The organism is Archangium violaceum, assembly GCF_016887565.1.
Lineage (GTDB): Bacteria > Myxococcota > Myxococcia > Myxococcales > Myxococcaceae > Archangium > Archangium violaceum_B.
The window spans coordinates 9416469-9434432 of sequence record NZ_CP069396.1 but is presented as its reverse complement, the minus strand read 5'-3'; the positions used below and the strand labels follow the sequence as shown (position 1 = coordinate 9434432).

Genomic DNA, 17964 nt, shown 5'->3' with positions numbered 1-17964 from the left:
GGAGCGTGAAGCCCTTGGTCATCTCGCGGGCCGCCCTGAGCTGCCCACGGCAATGGAGTGGGACAGCGCGGTGAGCGCATCCCACGGAACAGGTGAGGAATTGTGCGGCGGAGTACGAGCTGGAAAACCGTAATCCCCCCGGATTACTCATATGCCGGATAATGACAGATTCGTGGTATTATCCATTTTATGACTTTTGAAGAAATAGACCATATCGAGCTCTACGTCGAGGACGTGGGACAGGCTGCTCGTTTCTTCACATCATGCCTGGGGTTCCGGGCGGTTGCCGAGGGGGGGCCCGAGACGGGGCTGGAGGGGCGCAGCAGCCAGCTCTTGCAGCAAGGGAGCCTGCGGATGCTGTTGACACAGGGCCTGGACCCGCAGGGGCCGGTGGCCGGGTACGTCCAACGGCATGGGGATGGGGTGCGCGACATCGCCCTGCGTTCGCGTGACGTGGTGGCGGACTTCGAGCTGGCCGTGCGGCGTGGCGCCCGGCCCGTGGAGGAGCCCGGGGTGGTGGAGGACGGGCACGGCCGCCGGCTCGTGCGCGCCGCGGTGGCGGGCATGGGGGACGTGGTCCACTCGCTCATCCAGCGTGACGGACCCCGGGACTTCTTCGTGCCGCGGGGCTTCCGGGCCCTGGAGTCCGGAGCGGCCCCCACGCGCGAGCTGGTCTCGAGCCTGGATCACCTCGCCATCTGCCTGGCGCCGGGCACGCTGGATGAGACGGTGCGCTTCTACCAGGAGGTTTTCGGCTACCGTGTGACGCACGAGGAGAACGTGCGGACACGCAAGAGCGGGATGAATTCCAAGGTGGTGCAGAGTGCCTCGGGCCGGGTGTGTCTGCCGATGCAGGAGCCGGCCACGGGCGAGAGTCCTGGGCAGATCGCCGAGTTCCTGGCCGCTCACGGGGGGCCGGGGGTGCAGCACGTGGCGATGCTCACCCCGGACATCGCCTCGAGCGTGCGGGCCCTGAGCCAGCGCGGCCTCGATTTCCTGGAGATTCCCTCCACCTATTACGAGGTGCTGGAGTCGCGGCTGGGCCAGCTGGGGCTGGACGTGGGCGTGCTGCGCGAGCTGGGCGTCCTGGTGGATCGCGACGAGTGGGGCCTGCTGATGCAGGCGTTCACCCGCTCGCGGCACTCGCGGGGGACGCTCTTCTTCGAGATGGTGGAGCGCAAGGACGCACGCGGCTTCGGAGGCGCCAACATCCGCGCGCTCTTCGAGGCGGTGGAGCGCGAGCACGCCCGGAGGGTGGCATGAGCGGTGGTACCGAGCTTCCACTCGCGGGGTGGGCCAAGGAGCTACAGCCCTCCGCCATCCAGGACGCGTTGCAGCGCATCCTGCGGCCCGGCGTGCTGTCGCTGGCGCTGGGATTGCCGGCGGAGGAGCTGTTCCCCGCGCAGGGTCTGGCCGAGGCGGCGGCGCGGGTGCTCGCGGAGCAGCCGCTGGCCGCGTTGCAGTATGGCGCCGCGCTCCAGCCCCTGCGCCAGAAGGTGGTGGAGCTGATGGCCCTGCGCGGCGTGAGGTGCTCGCCAGAGCAGGTGTTCCTCACCGCCGGCTCCCAACAGGCCATGAGTCTGCTGGCCCGGCTGTTCCTGGAGCCCGGCAGCACCGTGCTGTTGGAGGAGCGCGTCTACTCCGGCTTCCAGCAGGTGTTGGAGCCCTTCCAGCCGAGGCGGTTGACGGTGGGGACGGACCTGTCCACCGGCATCGACGTGGATGCGGTGGAGGCGGTGTTGCGCCGGGGCGAGCGGCCCTCGCTGCTCTACGTCATGAGCGATGGGCACAACCCGCTCGGCGTGCGCATGTCCGCGGAGAAGCGGGAGCGGCTGGTGAAGGTGGCGCGCGACTACCGCCTGCCCATCATCGAGGACGACGCCTACGGCCTGCTCCAGTACGAGCCGGATCCGCTGCCGCCGCTGCGGGCGCTGGAGAGCCAGTGGGTGTTCTACCTGGGCTCCTTCTCCAAGATATTGGCCCCGTCGCTGCGGGTGGGGTGGTTGGTGGTGCCGGAGGAGCTCATCCACCGGCTGGCCACGGTGAAGGAGGCGAGCGATATCGACACCACGTCCTTCGCCCAGCGCGTGGTGCTGGCCTTCCTGGAGTCGGGCCGTCTGGATGCGCACCTGGCGCGGCTGCGGGATGAGTACCGGCGGCGGCGGGACGCGCTGCTGGGTGCGCTCGAGACGCACTTCCCCTCGGGGGCGAAGTGGACGCGGCCCTCCAGTGGCATGTTCGTCTGGGTGGAGCTGCCGGGGAACGTGGACACCACGGCGCTGCTGATGCGGGCGGTGGAGCAGGAGCAGGTGGCCTTCCTGCCCGGCCAGGCCTTCGCGGTGCCCGGCGGGCCGTCGGCCGCGCACTGCTTGCGGCTCAACTTCTCCCACTGCGAGCCCGACGTCCTGCGGGACGCGGTGGCCCGGCTCGCGCGCGTCCTGCGCAAGGGCTGAGCCTCCGAGGACTCCGGCCCCGCGCGTCCTTTCCTCGGGCGCGCGGAGGCCGGTGCTTCGATGGATTACGTCGGGTCCGGCTTCGGCGTCTTGGGGCCGCTGGCCGGCAGCTTCGGCTTGGTGATGTAGCTCTTGGGCAGCTCACCGGTGAGCGAGTCCAGGAAGGTGACGATCGCCTTCGCGTCCTCGTCGGTGATCTGCTTGCCGAACTGGTGCTGGGCCATCAGCTTCACGGCCGTCTGGATCTCCGTGACGGAGCCGTCGTGGAACCACGGGCCCGTCTTCGTCACGTTGCGCAGGGTGGGGACGCGGAAGATCATCCGGTCCGACTCCTGCTTGGTCAGGTCGAAGCGGCCCTGGTCCTTGGACTGGAAGGGCACCACGAGACCCAGCTTCTGCAGCGAGCCGCCGATGGCCGGGCCGTTGTGGCAGGTCTGGCAGCCCTGCTCGAGGAACTTCTTCAGGCCGTGCTTCTCCGCCTCGGTGAGCGCCTTCTCGTCACCGGCCAGGAACTTGTCGAAGCGCGAGGGGGTGACGAGCTGGCGCTCGAAGGCGCCAATGGCCTTGGCCATGTTGTCGTAGGTGACGGCGTCGGCCTGGCCCGGGAATGCCTTCTGGAAGGCGGTGACGTAGCCGGGGATGGACTTCAGCGTCTCGACGACGCGCGCCTCGTTGGGCATCGCCATCTCGACGGGGTTGAGGATGGGGCCCTTGGCCTGCTCCTCGAGGTTGGGGGCGCGGCCATCCCAGAACTGCAGGATGTGACCACCGGCGTTGTACACGGTGGGCGAGTTGCGGCCGCCCAGCTGCTTCTTGTGGCCCGGCGAGGTGGGCTTGCCGTCCACGCCGAACTTGTTCAGGTCGTGGCAGCTGTTGCAGGACACGTCCTGGTTCTTCGACAGACGGGTGTCGAAGTACAGCATGCGCCCCAGCTCCACCTTCTCCGGGGTGATGGGGTTCTTGGGGTCCTCGAAGCGGGCCGGCAGCGCCTTGAACACGCCGAGCAGGGCGCGGTCGATGACGACCTGCTGCTGAGCGGCGGTGGGGGCGGCCGGTGCGGCCGGTTTGGCCGCCTGAGCAAAGGCCGCGGCGCCAACGGTGGCGGCGGCCAGGATGAGGGGACGAACGAGGCTCTTGAGTTTCATGAGGTCTGCTCTTTCACTGAGCTCCGCGGCCGGAAGACCCGGGTGGGTCCGCTGAAGGGGGGGAGGCCGGAAGCCGTCAGGAAATTAGCAGTCTCTTGGGTGCAGGGGGAAACGACGCGGGGCATTCTGCCCCGGCATTCACCCCGGCATCCCAGTGAAACACGGTGCCGCGCCCCTCGGCCGTCTGGCGGGGACGCGGCACCGGGGAAGGCGACTAGTCGCCGTACACCACGACGCAGTACGTGGCGTACACGCCGATGATGTTGGTGAGCTTCTGGTCGATGTGGGTGACGCGGCTGATGCCGGCCTTCTTGGCCGTCTCGTTCACGCCGGCATCGCCCGTGGTGACGAGCCCGAGGATGGACGTGATGCAGCTCTCACCGGACTTGGAGCCCAGCTTGGTCTGCTCGTTGATGAAGCTGTTGCTGGTGGTCTGCGCGTAGAGGCCGGAGGAGCCGGGGGCGCCGGTGCCGATGAACGCGACACCCGCGCAGCCGGACAGGCCGAGGGACAGGACGGCGACGACGGACAGCTTGCGAAGCAGGTTCATGGTTCCTCGCTTGGACTGCCTGTGTGGAAGGAAGCGCCGCGCATCTAGCCCGCAGACCCTGGGATGTAAATGCTCTCGATGGGGGGCTGCCCACTTAGGTGCGCTGGCCGGAGCGCAGCGCGGCGCCGTCGACCGGCACCGGGCGGGCGCGCCACGTCGTGCCGTCCGCGGGGCCGCGGCTTCCGCGCACCATCCGGCCCAGGCGGGCCACGAGGAAACACACCCCGAGCAACCCGAGGCCCACGCCCAGCGCGGGCAGCAGTCCCAGGGTGGGGCCCACGCGCCCGGCCAGCCCCGCGGTGCCGGCCCAGCCGTACACCACCGGCAGGTGCAGCACGTAGATCCACAGCGAGGTGCGGCCCAGCGGCGCGAGGGGCCGCGAGAACATCTGGGGCAACAGGTTGATGACACCCAGCACGAGGAGTCCCTCGCCGACGCGGAAGGCCACGAGCCAGGCGCTGGTGGGGCTCCAGTCGGCGGGCAGGCGCTGGGTGAGGGCCAGCAGCCCCGCGCCGAGCGCCACCAGGGCGAGCCCCTGGGGCCAGCCGGGCCGCAGCAGCCGCAGCAGGTGGGCGGCGAGCGCTCCGGCGAAGAAGTAGCCCGCCCAGGGGAAGAGCGGGAAGCGCGAGCCCGGCATGCCCACCGCCTGTTGCAACTCCACGGGCCAGGCCGTGGCGGCGTTCCACAGGAGGGAACTGGCCAGGGGGATGCCCACGGCGAGCAGGGCGAGCGCCACGGCCCGCGTCCAGGTGCCGCGCGCGAGCACCAGCACGGCGGCGCCCACCAGCAGGCTCACGCCGATGCTCTGCAGCGCATCGAAGGTGAAGACGAGGGTGCGCAGCTCCACGCCCCAGCCGAGCGAGTGGGCGGTGGCCCAGCCCGGCCAGTGCAGGAAGTAGCCGAGGAAGAGGAGCAGCAGGGCCCGCCGCACCCGGCGGAAGAAGGACTGGCCCGCGCTGGCCGGGGAGGTGCCGAGCGCGGCCACCACGGCGAAGCCGGCCACCAGCAGGAAGAGGGGAGCGGTGATGCCGCGGAACTCCCAGTACCGCTGCACCCAGGGGTGGACGCGGACCTCGGGCGCGAGCAGCGCGTCCAGCGTGTGCCCCAGCACCATCGCCACCACGGCCAATCCTCGTGCCCCGTCGAGTCCGGGGTGACGGGAGGAGGGCTTGCCGAGGTCGAAGAGAGATGTGCCGGGGCGTGTCACGGATGACAAGCATACGTGCAGGTGGGCCGCGAGTCTCGAAATCCGACGCGACAGGTTCCCAGGGTCACCCATGGGGTCCTCCCCGGGGGGCTGACGTGGGCGCCGGAGGGTGGTGTCATGGCGCATCATGACTGCCCGTGAAGGCCTCCTGGCCTTGTTGTGTCTGTCGTTGCTGTTGCCACTGTCCGCCCGGGGCGGGGAGCCCGAGATTCCCTCCACGGACGACTGGTTCGGCCGGGACAAGGCGCTGCATTACAGCGTCAGCGCCGGCCTGGCCGGTGCGGGGTACACCGGCGGGGCGCTCCTCTTCGAGGAGCCCGGAGCGCGGTGGCTCACCGGCGCGGGGCTGGCGCTCGGCGCGGGTGTCGGCAAGGAGGTCTACGACGCGTGGCGCGGGAGCTTCTTCTCCTTCAAGGACCTGACGTGGGACGTGTTGGGCACGGCCACCGGCCTCGGCCTGTCCTGGGCCATCGACCGGCTCTTCTTCCACCGCGAGGCGTCGGCGCCCGCTCGGGTGGCCGCTCTCCAGGAAGGCGGGTCAGGGCTTCCAGGAGGGATGAGCCTCACCCTGGCCTTTTCCCCGTCAGCCGGGGGGCATCCACAAAAGGCGTCGGGGGATGGTAGGAACGACATCCCAGTACTGCTGCTGCTCTCGGGAGGTTGGTAGATGTCGCGGAATCGGCTCTTGCTTGGCGTCGGACTGGTGTCCCTGGGCGCCTTCTCTTCTTCTTGTAGCAAGGAGTCTCCTCCGCCGGCGCCACCCGCCCCCACCGTGGTCGCCGCGCCCTCGCCCGCCGCCGCGCCGGAGCCACCGAAGCCGAAGATGAGCCACGAGAAGCTCGTCTCCTTCTTCCGCCTGCCCGCCAAGACCGTCAAGGCGCCGGTGGACAGCGCGGAGCAGGTGTCGCTCGGGCGCATGCTCTTCTTCGAGAAGCGCCTGTCGAAGAACCACGACATCTCGTGCAACAGCTGCCACGACCTGGACACCTTCGGCGTGGATGGCAAGGCCACCTCCGAGGGGCACAAGGGCCAGAAGGGCAGCCGCAACGCGCCCACCGTCTTCCATGCCGCGGGCCATGTCGCCCAGTTCTGGGATGGCCGCGCCGCCACGCTGGAGGAGCAGGCCGAGGGCCCGATGATGAACCCGTTGGAGATGGCCATGCCGGGCGAGAAGCGCGTCCTGGCGACGCTCAACTCCATGCCGGAGTACGTGAAGCGCTTCCAGGCGGCCTTCCCTGGAAACAAGAAGGCGGTGAGCGTGGGCAACGCCGCGCGGGCCATCGCCGCCTTCGAGCGCAAGCTCCTCACCAGCGCGCGCTTCGACAAGTTCCTGGCGGGTGACGAGAGCGCCCTCACCGAGCAGGAGCGGCGCGGGTTGGAGCTCTTCGCCAGCGCGGGCTGCACCACGTGCCACAACGGCCCGTCGGTGGGCGGTACCTCCTTCCAGAAGCTGGGCCTCATCGAGGACTTCCCCACCGAGGACAAGGGCCGCTACGACGTGACGAAGAACGAGGAGGACCTGCACAAGTTCCGCGTGCCCACGCTGCGCAACGTGGAGAAGACGGGTCCCTGGTTCCACGACGGCTCCGTCAAGGAGCTGCCCACGGCGGTGCGCCTGATGGCCAAGCACCAGCTGGGGATGAGCTTCACCGACGCCGAGGTGGACGACATCGTGGCCTTCCTCAAGAGCCTCACCGGCGAGCTGCCCGGCGCCGACGTCCTCGCGGCCCCCGAGCTGCCCCCCAGCACGCGCGCCACGCCGAAGCCGGATCCGACGTAAAGGCTCGCCTCCCGGCCCGGGGGGCGTTAAAGGGCGCGAGCATGAGAATGCTCTTCTACGCGCACTCCGGGTTGCGTTACCTCGTCCTCCTGATGGGGCTGGTCGCCGTCGCCTACTTCGCCTTCGGGCTCGCCACGAAGCGGCCCGTGGACAAGTCGGTCCGCATCATCGGCTCCAGCTTCGCGGGGCTGCTCGACACGCAGATCCTCCTCGGCATCATCCTGCTGGGCTCGGGCTGGCCCTTCTACCCGGCCCTCTGGGGCCACCTGGTGATGATGCTGGCGGCGGCGGGCCTGGCCCACGCGCTGCTGGTGGTGAACCGCAAGCGCCCCAACCCCGGCTACCTGCTGCCGCTCATCGGCGTGGGCGGGGCGCTCGTGCTCGTGCTCGGCGGCATCCTGGCCATCGGCCGGAGCCTGATGGGCACCACCTCCATCGGCGGCTGAGCGGCCGCCGAGGCTCCTTCGCCGGACGGGCGCTCGGGGTCAGCTGCATCGCTTCACGGGAACGTTCATGACCTCGAGCCACTGCCCCTGTGCCCCCTTGTACTCGTAGGAGGCGCTACCGCTCTTCCAGTTCGGGTCGAGGAGCATGAACAGGCGAACGTTGCTCTGCCCGCGTGGCTGGATTCCGTCGGGCAGCCAGGGGATGACGGAGGTGCCCGTGGCGGCCACGATGACGCGCATGGGGGAGGGTGGCTCGGCCACCATGGGCATGTACGTGCCCTCCAACCGGGTGCGCACGTCCACGGGTGGGAGCGCTGCCTGATTGATCCTGCCAATGCCGGTGAGTGTCTTGCTCACCGTGTTGACATTGACGTCGATGTAGAAGTCCGGGGCACCGAGCTCACCGGTACCGATCTCGTACCTCGCCTTGAACAGGCGGGTTGTCTTCTCGAGCTCCAGATTCGCTGCACTCTCGTCGGGCATTGCCGGCATCCTCATCCCCTCCTTCCCCCATGGGACTGATGGGCGAGGAGCCGGATGTGACGAGGACTTAGAAGCCGCACGAGCACGCGTCCGTGAATGGCGCCGACGACGAGGCCCGTGACGCCGCAGACCAGGTACAGCGCGAGCGCCACGAGCGCGAAGGGACCGGCCCAGGGCACGAGGTCCATCCCGATGAAGATGAGAGGCATTCCAACGGCCCAGGCCAGCGCGTTGGCCCACAGCCAGCGGCCGGCGCCCGAGACGAGGCCGCGCAGCACCGTCCACTGGGCGAGGCCGAGGATGGGGCCGGCGACGAACCCCAGCCCCATGGCCAGTCCATATTGGACCAGCGCACCCGGCTCCTCCGGTGCCGGGCCGGGCGACGCGGTGGAGGCGAGCTCCATGACCGTGCTCGGCACCATCCCGAGCAGCCATGCCAGTCCGGCTCCGGCGGCGGTCGCGAGGATCCACGCCCCACGGCGCAGGCCCGTGAGCCGCTGACGAAGGACACGCTCCTGTAGCAGCCCCACGAGGACGCCTTCGAGGAGCGTGCCCAGGAGGACCGCGGCGAACGCTCCCCCGAGGGTGGCCGCCACACCCGTTACCTGTTCGAGGTGCGGTGCGACCAGCCGTCCGGCGACGAAGGTCGTTCCCAACCCGGCCGCTTCGGCCTGGCCGTTCGCGAGGATCCATCGTCCATAGAATCCGGTGTCATTGGAGTGCATGGTGGCTCTCCCTGGCCCGATGAATCTGCATGGCGGGATCCAACGCCTCGAGGGGTTGCATCGAGCCATGAGGTGAGGCGCGCGGCAAATGCTGCGCTCCGGGCGTGCGCGAGGCGCAAATGCTGCGCATCTGACACTTCGCGCGAGGAGGCACCTCCACTCGGAGCGGAGCCCGCCTGGCCGCTGGCCTTCCAGTTGCAGACCGGCGCGTCGAGCCGGGCGAGGTGCCCGGGCTTCACGAAGAGGGGCACGCCGTGATGGGTACATACGTCCCGAGCCGACGCCGGACACGAGCACTGGCCGTCACTCCCGTCCTGTCGGTACTGGCGTTGCTCGCCGCCGTGCCCGCGGCGGCGCAGGGGGTTCCCGAGGGGGCGAAGCTCTTCTCGGAGCGGTGCGCGAGCTGCCACACGGTGGGCCAGGGAGACCGGGTGGGCCCGGACCTGATGGGCGTGCTGAAGCGCCGCGAGGAGTCCTGGGTCACCTCCTTCCTGAAGAGCCCGGGAGCGATGATCGACGGCGGCGACCCGGTGGCCGGCGAGCTCATCAAGAAGTTCAACGGGGTCCGGATGCCGGACCAGCAGCTCTCCGACGACGAGCGAAAGGGGCTGTTCGCGTTCTTCCGTGACTGCACCGAGAAGGGCAGCTGTCAGCCGGGGGCCACCGGGCCGAAGCTGGCCTCGGACGCCACGCCCGAGGAGCTGGAGCACGGCCGTCAGCTCTTCGAGGGGCAGGTGGCGCTGGCCAATGGAGGCCCGGCCTGCATCGGCTGTCATGACGTGCGTGGCATTGGTGTGGTGGGGGGAGGGACGCTGGCGCGAGACCTGACCTTCTCCTTCGCGCGGCTGGGCGAGCGGAAGATGACGCCCGCCCTGAAGGAGATGTCCTTCCCGTTGATGAAGGAGCTCTACGAGAAGGCGCCGCTGACGGAAGCGGAGCAGTTCGAGCTCAAGGCATACCTGGCGAACGTCTCGCGAGACGGCACGCCGCCGCGCAAGGACCGGGACTTCTTCTACCTGGGCTTCGTGGGGCTGGGCGTCGCACTGGGTTTCATCGGCATCGTCCTGGGCGGCCGTGGCCGCGCGAAGGACTGAGAGAGCGAGGCGACACGTGAGCGGCACGTTCCTCTACGATTCCCTTCCCTACATGGTGCTGGCCCTCGCCATCGGAGTGCCGGCGTGGCTGCGCAACCGCGAGCGTCTGTCCGCCTGGGTGATGCGGTGGGTGGATCGCGAGGGCACCGGCTCGGCGGCCGTGTCCCTGGTGGTGGGCGCCATCATCATGGTGCTGTGGCACGCGGCCTGTTTCCTCCTGCCGCACCCGGTCCAGCTCTTCATCCGCTCGCCCGCGCGCCTCTTCCTCCTGGAGGTGGTGGGCCTCATCGGCGGGATGATGCTGGCCTGGGGCCTGGTGGCGAGCATCGCCCGCAAGCTGTCGAGCCGCGAGCCCGGCGCGCGGGCGTGGCTGGCCTTCCAGGTGCTGCTGCTGGCCGAGGTGCTCAACGGCCTCTACATCGCGGTGGCGTACCGGTGGGCCTCCGCCTGGTACGTGAGCGTGGTGGTGCCGTACCTGCGCTCGCTGGTGACGCTGCAGCCGGACGCGACGCTCGTCGCCCAGCTGCCGCTGACCGTGCGGATGCACCTCTTCGGCGTGCTCGCGCTGCTGCTCGCCTGGCCCCTGACGCGCTGGCTGGCCTCGACGGGCGCCGCGCCCACGCTGGTGTCCACCCGGGAGGAGCCCGCCAGCCAGAGCGGGATCGTCACCCCATGATCGACTCGACCCGAGCCTCGCTGCTCTCCGGTGTGCTGGCCGCCCTCGCGTTGGGGGGCTGTGACACCACGCCGGTCAACAACAACCAGAACTACATGCCCGCGCAGCCCATCGCGTTCTCGCACGCGGTGCATGCCGGCCACTACGAAATCGACTGTCAGTACTGCCACGTGGGCGCGGAGAAGAGCCGGCACGCCGGCATTCCCCACTCCGGTGTGTGCATGAACTGCCACACCCAGGTGAAGACGGACTCGCCAGAGATCCAGAAGCTCACCCAGGCGGTGAAGCAGAACACGCCCATCGAGTGGGTGCGCGTGCACCGGCTGCCGGACCACGCGTACTTCAACCACGCGAGCCACGTCACCTCCGGGCTGGAGTGCCAGCAGTGCCACGGCCCGGTGCAGGAGATGGTGCGGCTGGAGCAGGTGGAGCCCATGACGATGGGCTGGTGCCTGGACTGCCACCGCGAGACGCAGGAGTCGAAATCCCAGGCGCCGGTACCGCCGTTGGCATCCGGTGTGCTGAGGACCTCCGCGTCGGGGGTGGCCGTGGCCTCCGCGCCCGTCACCCCGGCGCCGCGCACCCTGAACCCTCCCACCGATTGCTCTGGCTGCCACCGCTGAGGAACGCGCACCATGTCCGAGACGACACCCAAGTACTGGCAGAGCCTGGCCGCGCGTGCTGGAGATCCGGCACTGCTCGAGAAGGCCCGCGACGAGTTCGCCGAGGAGCTCCCCGTGGGCGTGGCGGCCCAGGCGCCGGATCAGAGCTCGCGCCGTGACTTCTTCAAGGTGATGGGCCTGAGCGCCGCGGCGGCCATGGTGGCCTGTCAGCGCGCCCCGGTTCAGAAGGCGGTGCCCTTCATCGCCAGGCCGGACGAGGTCACCCCGGGCCTTGCCCTCTGGTACGCGTCCACCTGCGGTGCGTGCAGCGCCAACTGTGGCGTCCTGCTGAAGACGCGCGATGGCCGCCCCATCAAGGTGGAGGGCAACGAGGAGCACCCGGTGTCGCGTGGCGGTGTGTGCGCCACGGGCCAGGCGTCCGTGCTGTCCCTCTATGACGCCAACCGCTCGCGCTGGCCGTCGGTGGGGGGGACGAAGGCCACCTGGGGCGAGCTGGACAAGGCGGTGGTGGAGGGGCTGCGGAAGCTGGCGGGGGAGGGGAAGCCCATCCGGCTCGTGCTCCCGTGGGTGCTGGGACCCACCGCCGAGGCCGCCGTGGCGCGCTTCCTGTCTGTCTTCCCCACCGCGCGGACGGTGCGCTTCGACGCGACCGGGGAGCTCGAGGCCATCGCCGAGGCCCACCGCCTCACGCACGGCGTGCGCGGGGTGCCGGACTACCGCTTCGACCAGGCGAAGGTCATCGCCAGCTTCGGCGCGGACTTCCTGGGCACCTGGGTGTCGCCGGTGGCCTTCACGCGCCAGTACACCGAGGCCCGTGACGCGGCGGGCAAGAAGGAGATGGCGCGGCACTGGCAGCTCGAGCCGTTGATGACGCTGACGGGCGCGAGCGCCGACAAGCGCGTGCCGGTGGCGCCCTCGGACGTGGTGCCCGCGCTGGCGGGGCTGGTGAGGCGGCTGGCGGAGAAGGCCGGACGGAGCGTGGAGGGCCTCGAGAGATTCCTCGTGAAGCAGGTGGCCGCCGACGTGCTGGACGTACTGGCCGGCGAGCTGTGGGCCGCGAGGCAGAAGGCCCTGGTGGTGTGCGGGAGTGACGAGCCCGCCGCCCAGGTGCTGGCCAACGCGGCCAACGAGCTGCTCGGCAACGAGGGCACCACCCGCTCCGTGACGGGGGGCCTCGCGCTGGACGCGGGGGCGATGACCTTCGGCGAGCTGCTCGCCGAGCTGGAGGCGAAGCAGGTGGGCGCCGTCCTCTTCCATGGCGTCAACCCGGCCTACGCCCACCCGAAGGGCGAGGCGCTGGCGGGCCTGCTGAAGGACGTGGCGCTGACGGTGGCCACGAGCGACCGGCTCGACGAGACGGCCTCGCTGGTGCGCTTCCACGCGCCGGACCACACCCCGCTGGAGTCCTGGGGGGATGCCGAGCCGCGGCGCGGGGTGCTGAGCCTGCGCCAGCCGGTGGTGGCTCCGCTGCACGACACGCGTGGCGCGGTGGAGTCCCTGCTGAAGTGGGCGGGGGTGGAGCAGTCGCACTACGACTTCCTACGGGCCCGCTGGGAGGCGGAGATCTTCCCGCGCGCGAACGTGGCCACGGGCTTCCAGCCCTTCTGGGACGAGGCGGTGCGCCAGGGCGTGGTGGTGGTGCTGCCGCCCTCGGCCTCCGAGGCCCCCACGTTCCGCGCCGAGAGCGTGGCGGCGGCGCTGGCGGGCTCCTCCTCGGGGGCGGGTGAGTACGAACTGGTTCTGTATCAAAAGGTGGCCTTGAGGGACGGCGCGCTGGCCAACAATGGCTGGCTGCAGGAGATGCCGGATCCGATCTCCAAGGCGACCTGGGGCAACTACCTCTGTGTGGCGCCTTCCACCGCGTCGAAGCTGGGCATCCGCGACGGGCAGGTGGTGAAGGTGATCTCCGGGGGGAAGACGCTCGCGGTGCCGGCGCTGGTGCAGCCGGGCACGCATCCGCGGGCGCTGGGCCTCGCCATGGGTTATGGCCGGACGAAGGTGGGACGTATCGGGAACGAAGTGGGGGAGAACGCCTTCGGCCTGGCCTCTTTGACGAATGGGAAGGTGCGCCGCACGGCGCATGGGGTGGGAGTGCAGGTGACGCCCGATCACCAGCCCCTCGCCCTGTCCCAGACACACGCCTCCATGGAGGGCCGCGCGCTGGTACGCGAGGCCGAGCTGGCGGCGTTCCTCGCCAACCCGCGCGCGGGCAACGAGGAGGAGGGCGGTCACGGGAGTGGCCACCCGCTCTCCATCTGGTCGGGCCACGAGTACAAGGGCCACCGCTGGGCCATGGCGGTGGACCTGAGCGCCTGCACGGGCTGCTCGGCGTGCGTGGTGTCCTGCCAGGCGGAGAACAACATCCCCATCGTGGGAGAGGACGAGGCGCGCCGGCAGCGGGAGATGCACTGGATGCGCATCGACCGGTACTACGAGGGCGAGCCGGACGCGCCGCGCGTGGTGCACCAACCGATGATGTGCCAGCACTGCGAGAACGCCCCGTGCGAGACGGTGTGCCCGGTGCTCGCGACGGTGCACTCGAGCGAGGGCCTCAACCAGCAGGTCTACAACCGCTGCGTGGGCACCCGCTACTGCGCGAACAACTGCCCCACGAAGGTCCGGCGGTTCAACTGGTTCGACTACAAGCACGACGAGCCGCTCGAGCGCATGGTGCTCAACCCGGACGTGGTGGTGCGCACGCGCGGCGTGATGGAGAAGTGCTCGCTGTGCGTGCAGCGCATCCAGGAGGGCAAGGCGTCGGCGAAGCGCGAGGGGCGCGAGGTGCGTGACGGAGAGATCCGCACCGCGTGCCAGCAGAGCTGCCCGGCGCGGGCCATCCACTTCGGAGACCTCAACGACCCGAACAGCGACGTGGCGAAGCTGGCGAAGAGCGGGCGCGCCTACCGGCTGCTGGAGGAACTCAACATCGGTCCGGCCGTGACGTACCTCACCAAGGTTCGCAACACCGGAGACGGGAGCGCGGAATGAGCAACCAGCACACATCCTCCCTGCGGGTGCCGCTCGTCGGCGAGGAGCGCACCCTCGGCCAGCTCACGGGGGAGATCTGCGCCCCCATGGAGCGCAAGCCCACCGGCAAGTGGTGGGTGGCCTTCGCCCTGGCGGTCGCCACGCTGGCGGTGGGCGTGGGCATGGTCTCCTACGAGGTGGCCACCGGTATCGGCGTGTGGGGCCTCAACAAGACGATCGGCTGGGCCTTCGACATCACCAACTTCGTGTTCTGGGTGGGCATCGGCCACGCGGGCACGCTCATCTCCGCCATCCTCTTCCTCTTCCGGCAGAAGTGGCGCACGAGCATCAACCGGGCGGCCGAGGCGATGACGCTCTTCGCGGTCATGTGCGCGGCCATCTTCCCGGTCATCCACATGGGCCGGCCGTGGAACGCCTTCTGGGTGCTGCCCTATCCGAACAGCCGCGGCTCGCTCTGGGTGAACTTCCGCTCGCCGCTGCTGTGGGACGTGTTCGCGATCAGCACGTACTTCACCATCTCGGCGGTGTTCTGGTACTTCGGCCTCATTCCGGACCTGGCCACGGTGCGTGACAGGGCGAAGGGGCTGAAGAAGTCCATCTTCAAGGCGCTGTCGTTCGGGTGGAACGGCTCGTCGCGCACGTGGCACCGCTACGAGACGGTGTACCTGCTGCTGGCGGGCCTGGCGACGCCGCTGGTGCTCAGCGTGCACACCATCGTGTCGTTCGACTTCGCGACCTCGGTCATCCCCGGCTGGCACACCACCATCTTCCCGCCGTACTTCGTCGCCGGCGCGGTGTTCAGCGGCTTCGCGATGGTGCTGACGCTGATGATCATCACCCGCACGGTGCTGGGCTTCGAGCACCTCATCACCATCCGCCACCTGGAGAACATGACGAAGGTCATCATCGTCACGGGTGGCATCGTGTCGCTGGCGTACGGGACGGAGTTCTTCATCGCCTGGTACTCGGGCAACCCGTACGAGAAGTTCACGTTCATGAACCGGGCATTCGGCCCGTACGCGTGGGCGTACTGGACGATGGTGACGTGCAACGTGGTGTCGCCGCACCTGTTCTGGTTCAAGAAGATTCGGACGTCGCCCGCGGCCATCTTCGTGCTGTCGCTGGTCATCAACGTGGGCATGTGGTTCGAGCGCTTCGTCATCATCGTGACGTCGCTGCACCGGGACTTCCTGCCCTCGAGCTGGTCCATGTACACGCCCACGGTGGTCGAGGTGGGCACGTTCGTGGGCACCTTCGGCCTCTTCTTCACGCTGTTCCTGCTGTTCACCCGGGTGCTGCCCATCATCTCCATCGGAGAGGTGAAGAGCGTGGCGGCGTTCGCGCGGGGAGCGCATGCCCCGGCGCATGCCAGCCACCCGGCTCACGGCTCCGAGACGCCGCACGAGCACCCGGCGGAGACGCCGGAGCCCCTGCCCACCCCGGCCCTGGCGGCGGTGGCGGTGAGAAAGGACATGCCGGTATGAGCCAGTCCCAATCCGTCCTGCTCAGCTACTTCGACAGCGAGGAGCACGTCCTCGACGCCACCCGGGCCGCCCGCGAGGCGGGCTACGCGGTGCATGACGTCTACACGCCGTACGCCATCCACGGGATGGACGAGGCGATGGGGCTGAAGTCCTCGCGCCTGACCTGGGTGTGCTTCGGGGCGGGGCTGTTCGGCACCACGTCGGCCCTGGCGCTCCAGTACTACACGTCGGTGGTGAGCTGGCCGCTCAACGTGGGAGGCAAGCCCTTCAACTCCTTCCCGGCTTTCATCCCGGTGGCCTTCGAGCTCACGGTGCTGTGCGCGGGCCTCCTCACCGTGGCGGCCTTCCTGTTGCGCACGAAGACCTTCCCCGGCAGCAAGCGCGAGGCGCTGCCCCGGGTGACGGATGACCGTTTCGTGCTGGCGCTGCGCGCGGACGAGTCGGACGGGAAGCTGCGGCGGATGCTCGAGCATCACGGTGCGCTCGAGGTGGAGCAGATGGAGGTGGCGTCGTGAAGCGGCTCCTCTTCGGAATCGGCGTGCTCGCCGCGGCCTCGCAGGTGGGCTGCGAGCGGGACGTGTCCCAGCCCAACCTCGAATACGCGCCGGACATGTACGGCTCCGTGCCGTATGACAGCTACGCGCCCAACCCCAACACGCGCGATGGCAAGACACTGATGGCGCCCGCGCCGGGCAGCATTCCGCGGGGCTATTCGCCGCTGCACTACGGCCCGGGCACCGAGGAGGCCATGCGCGCCTCCACGGAGCTGAAGAATCCCTTCGAGGCCTCGGAGCCGGTGCTGGCGCGCGGCAAGGTGGCCTTCAACCGCTACTGCTCGCACTGCCACGGCTCGGGAGGGCTCGGGGATGGCCTGGTGGCCGCGCGCTTCCCCCGGCCTCCGTCGCTGCTGGCCGAGCACGCCCTCGGCCTCGCCGACGGGCAGCTCTTCCACATCATCTCCCACGGACAGGGATTGATGCCGGCGCACGGCTCGCAGGTGGCCCAGGAGGACCGCTGGAAGATCGTCCACTACATCCGGTCGTTGCAGTCACCGACGCGGACCGCGCGGAAGGACACGCCATGAGCTCCTCGGGAATCGTCATCAGCCCCAACCTCCGCAGGGCCAGCATGGCGCTGGCGGTGCTCGGACTGCTCGGTCTGGCCGCGGGCCTGGCCCAGGAGCCCACCCGTGGCTTCTCCAGCCTGTTGCTCAACGGCTTCTTCTTCCTCACGCTGGCGCTGGGCGGCGCGGTGTTCCTCGCGCTCAACTCGGTGGCGAACGCGGGTTGGTACACCGTCTTCAAGCGTATTCCCGAGGCCTTCGCTTCCTACGTGCCGGTGGGCGCGGTGAGCCTGCTGGTCGTGCTCGCGGGCCTGCCCTCGCTGTACCTATGGGCGCGTCCCGGGGTGATGGAGACGGACCACCTGTTGCACCAGAAGGCCGCATTCCTCAACGCGCCGGGCTTCGCCATCCGCATGGGGGTGATGCTGGTGCTCTGGGCGTTCCTGACGTGGCGGCTGCGGAAGAACTCACTGGACCAGGACGCCGAGCCTTCCGTGGGGCCGACGAAGCGCAACGTGGCCACCTCGGCCATCTTCCTGGTGGTGTTCGCGATATCGTTCTGTCTGGCGAGCTTCGACTGGCTGATGAGCCTGGAGCCGCACTGGTTCAGCACCATCTACGGGCTGTACAACGTCGCGGGGCTGCTGGAGTCGAGCGTGGCGGCGATCACCGTGGCGGTGGTGCTGATGAAGCGCTCGGGGCTGATGAAGGAGCTCAACACCAGCCACCTGCACGATCTGGGCAAGCTGATGTTCGGCTTCGCGACGCTGTGGGCCTACCTGTGGTTCTCGCAATTCCTGCTCATCTGGTACGCGAACATTCCGGAGGAGACGGTCTACTTCATCCACCGGATGCACGGAGGCTGGGAGGGGCCGTTCTACCTGAACGTGGTGCTCAACTGGGCGCTGCCGTTCGTGCTGCTGCTGCCGAAGCCAGCCAAGCGCAACGCGACGCACCTGTGCCTGGTGGCGGGCATCATGTTGGCGGGGCGGTGGTTGGATCTGCACCTGATGATCGCGCCGTCGAACATGCCCGAGTACACGGGCATCAGCGTCTGGGACGTAGCGGGGCTGGTGGGATTGGGAGCGTTGTTCGTGCTGACGGTGACGAGGACGGTGGCATCGGTGCCACTGATCGCGCGAAACGACCCGTACCTGGTGGAGAGCCTGCACCATCACACGTGACCGTGTATGCCCCCTCTCCCTCTGGGAGAGGGCTGGGGTGAGGGTCTTTACCCCTATCGACGT

General features: G+C 69.2%; 18 protein-coding genes. 13 read left to right on the top strand and 5 right to left on the bottom strand.

Going from position 1 to position 17964, the window contains the following annotated elements:
* Positions 1-189: 189 nt before the first annotated feature.
* Both hppD and JRI60_RS37600 read left to right on the top strand, forming a co-directional pair.
* Positions 190-1263 (top strand): 4-hydroxyphenylpyruvate dioxygenase, encoded by a 1074-nt coding sequence (gene hppD / locus JRI60_RS37605; RefSeq protein WP_204220827.1) that lies wholly within the window; start codon positions 190-192, stop codon positions 1261-1263.
* Positions 1260-2453, top strand: coding sequence for a PLP-dependent aminotransferase family protein (locus JRI60_RS37600; protein WP_204220824.1), 1194 nt, complete (start codon positions 1260-1262; stop codon positions 2451-2453). The genes hppD and JRI60_RS37600 overlap by 4 nt, the downstream gene beginning before the upstream one ends.
* A gap of 65 nt (positions 2454-2518) precedes the next feature.
* On the opposite strand, the gene JRI60_RS37595 is transcribed toward JRI60_RS37600, so the two are convergent.
* The 3 genes from JRI60_RS37595 to JRI60_RS37585 all read right to left on the bottom strand — a co-directional run bounded on the left by JRI60_RS37595 (position 2519) and on the right by JRI60_RS37585 (position 5355).
* Positions 2519-3598: a cytochrome-c peroxidase gene (locus JRI60_RS37595; RefSeq protein WP_204220821.1), complete on the bottom strand. Its 1080-nt coding sequence runs from the start codon at positions 3596-3598 to the stop codon at positions 2519-2521.
* Between the two features lie 214 nt (positions 3599-3812).
* Entirely contained in the window at positions 3813-4148 is a 336-nt protein-coding gene (locus JRI60_RS37590; RefSeq protein WP_204220818.1) for a TRL-like family protein, read from the bottom strand.
* Positions 4149-4242: 94 nt separating this feature from the next.
* Entirely contained in the window at positions 4243-5355 is a 1113-nt protein-coding gene (locus tag JRI60_RS37585; RefSeq protein ID WP_239469951.1) for an acyltransferase family protein, read from the bottom strand.
* A gap of 127 nt (positions 5356-5482) precedes the next feature.
* Between JRI60_RS37585 and JRI60_RS37580 the strand changes: the two genes are divergently transcribed.
* From JRI60_RS37580 to JRI60_RS37570, 3 genes are read left to right on the top strand one after another with little or no spacing between them, the layout of a single operon-like run.
* A complete protein-coding gene (locus tag JRI60_RS37580; protein WP_204220813.1) occupies positions 5483-6022 on the top strand; it encodes a YfiM family protein in 540 nt (179 codons plus the stop codon).
* A complete protein-coding gene (locus JRI60_RS37575; RefSeq protein ID WP_204220811.1) occupies positions 6023-7135 on the top strand; it encodes a cytochrome-c peroxidase in 1113 nt (370 codons plus the stop codon).
* A gap of 41 nt (positions 7136-7176) precedes the next feature.
* Positions 7177-7581 carry a hypothetical protein gene (locus tag JRI60_RS37570; RefSeq protein WP_204220808.1) on the top strand — a complete coding sequence of 135 codons (405 nt, stop codon included), beginning with the start codon at positions 7177-7179 and terminating at the stop codon, positions 7579-7581.
* 39 nt (positions 7582-7620) lie between these two features.
* On the opposite strand, the gene JRI60_RS37565 is transcribed toward JRI60_RS37570, so the two are convergent.
* Positions 7621-8064 carry a DUF1842 domain-containing protein gene (locus JRI60_RS37565; protein WP_204220806.1) on the bottom strand — a complete coding sequence of 148 codons (444 nt, stop codon included), beginning with the start codon at positions 8062-8064 and terminating at the stop codon, positions 7621-7623.
* 11 nt (positions 8065-8075) lie between these two features.
* Positions 8076-8789, bottom strand: coding sequence for a hypothetical protein (locus JRI60_RS37560; protein WP_204220803.1), 714 nt, complete (start codon positions 8787-8789; stop codon positions 8076-8078).
* Between the two features lie 257 nt (positions 8790-9046).
* Here JRI60_RS37560 and JRI60_RS37555 point away from each other — a divergent pair, with 257 nt between their 5' ends.
* The 8 genes from JRI60_RS37555 to JRI60_RS37520 are packed head-to-tail and all read left to right on the top strand — an operon-like array spanning position 9047 to position 17901.
* The gene (locus JRI60_RS37555; protein WP_204220801.1) at positions 9047-9883 is read left to right on the top strand and encodes a c-type cytochrome; all 837 of its coding nucleotides are present in this window, start codon (positions 9047-9049) and stop codon (positions 9881-9883) included.
* Between the two features lie 16 nt (positions 9884-9899).
* Positions 9900-10559: a respiratory nitrate reductase subunit gamma gene (locus tag JRI60_RS37550; protein ID WP_204220798.1), complete on the top strand. Its 660-nt coding sequence runs from the start codon at positions 9900-9902 to the stop codon at positions 10557-10559.
* Entirely contained in the window at positions 10556-11182 is a 627-nt protein-coding gene (locus JRI60_RS37545; RefSeq protein WP_204220796.1) for a cytochrome c3 family protein, read from the top strand. Before JRI60_RS37550 ends, JRI60_RS37545 begins: the two co-directional genes overlap by 4 nt.
* 12 nt (positions 11183-11194) lie before the next feature.
* Entirely contained in the window at positions 11195-14170 is a 2976-nt protein-coding gene (locus JRI60_RS37540; protein ID WP_204220794.1) for a TAT-variant-translocated molybdopterin oxidoreductase, read from the top strand.
* The gene (gene nrfD / locus JRI60_RS37535) at positions 14167-15654 is read left to right on the top strand and encodes an NrfD/PsrC family molybdoenzyme membrane anchor subunit (RefSeq protein ID WP_204220780.1); all 1488 of its coding nucleotides are present in this window, start codon (positions 14167-14169) and stop codon (positions 15652-15654) included. The genes JRI60_RS37540 and nrfD overlap by 4 nt, the downstream gene beginning before the upstream one ends.
* Positions 15651-16169 (top strand): DUF3341 domain-containing protein, encoded by a 519-nt coding sequence (locus tag JRI60_RS37530; RefSeq protein ID WP_204220768.1) that lies wholly within the window; start codon positions 15651-15653, stop codon positions 16167-16169. Before nrfD ends, JRI60_RS37530 begins: the two co-directional genes overlap by 4 nt.
* Positions 16166-16738: a c-type cytochrome gene (locus JRI60_RS37525; protein WP_204220767.1), complete on the top strand. Its 573-nt coding sequence runs from the start codon at positions 16166-16168 to the stop codon at positions 16736-16738. The genes JRI60_RS37530 and JRI60_RS37525 overlap by 4 nt, the downstream gene beginning before the upstream one ends.
* Positions 16735-17901 (top strand): hypothetical protein, encoded by a 1167-nt coding sequence (locus JRI60_RS37520; RefSeq protein WP_204220765.1) that lies wholly within the window; start codon positions 16735-16737, stop codon positions 17899-17901. The genes JRI60_RS37525 and JRI60_RS37520 overlap by 4 nt, the downstream gene beginning before the upstream one ends.
* The last annotated feature ends 63 nt before the right edge of the window (positions 17902-17964 follow it).

What these genes read in the sequence shown, in the direction of transcription:
- JRI60_RS37545 (WP_204220796.1), top strand. Translation starts at nt 10,556, where the DNA reads ATGATCGACTCGACCCGAGCCTCGCTGCTCTCCGGTGTGCTGGCCGCC.
- JRI60_RS37570 (WP_204220808.1), top strand. Translation starts at nt 7,177, where the DNA reads ATGAGAATGCTCTTCTACGCGCACTCCGGGTTGCGTTACCTCGTCCTC.
- JRI60_RS37575 (WP_204220811.1), top strand. Translation starts at nt 6,023, where the DNA reads ATGTCGCGGAATCGGCTCTTGCTTGGCGTCGGACTGGTGTCCCTGGGC.
- JRI60_RS37560 (WP_204220803.1), bottom strand. Translation starts at nt 8,789, where the DNA reads ATGCACTCCAATGACACCGGATTCTATGGACGATGGATCCTCGCGAAC.
- JRI60_RS37595 (WP_204220821.1), bottom strand. Translation starts at nt 3,598, where the DNA reads ATGAAACTCAAGAGCCTCGTTCGTCCCCTCATCCTGGCCGCCGCCACC.
- JRI60_RS37540 (WP_204220794.1), top strand. Translation starts at nt 11,195, where the DNA reads ATGTCCGAGACGACACCCAAGTACTGGCAGAGCCTGGCCGCGCGTGCT.
- JRI60_RS37590 (WP_204220818.1), bottom strand. Translation starts at nt 4,148, where the DNA reads ATGAACCTGCTTCGCAAGCTGTCCGTCGTCGCCGTCCTGTCCCTCGGC.
- hppD (WP_204220827.1), top strand. Translation starts at nt 190, where the DNA reads ATGACTTTTGAAGAAATAGACCATATCGAGCTCTACGTCGAGGACGTG.
- nrfD (WP_204220780.1), top strand. Translation starts at nt 14,167, where the DNA reads ATGAGCAACCAGCACACATCCTCCCTGCGGGTGCCGCTCGTCGGCGAG.
- JRI60_RS37580 (WP_204220813.1), top strand. Translation starts at nt 5,483, where the DNA reads ATGACTGCCCGTGAAGGCCTCCTGGCCTTGTTGTGTCTGTCGTTGCTG.
- JRI60_RS37565 (WP_204220806.1), bottom strand. Translation starts at nt 8,064, where the DNA reads ATGCCCGACGAGAGTGCAGCGAATCTGGAGCTCGAGAAGACAACCCGC.
- JRI60_RS37600 (WP_204220824.1), top strand. Translation starts at nt 1,260, where the DNA reads ATGAGCGGTGGTACCGAGCTTCCACTCGCGGGGTGGGCCAAGGAGCTA.
- JRI60_RS37520 (WP_204220765.1), top strand. Translation starts at nt 16,735, where the DNA reads ATGAGCTCCTCGGGAATCGTCATCAGCCCCAACCTCCGCAGGGCCAGC.
- JRI60_RS37530 (WP_204220768.1), top strand. Translation starts at nt 15,651, where the DNA reads ATGAGCCAGTCCCAATCCGTCCTGCTCAGCTACTTCGACAGCGAGGAG.
- JRI60_RS37555 (WP_204220801.1), top strand. Translation starts at nt 9,047, where the DNA reads ATGGGTACATACGTCCCGAGCCGACGCCGGACACGAGCACTGGCCGTC.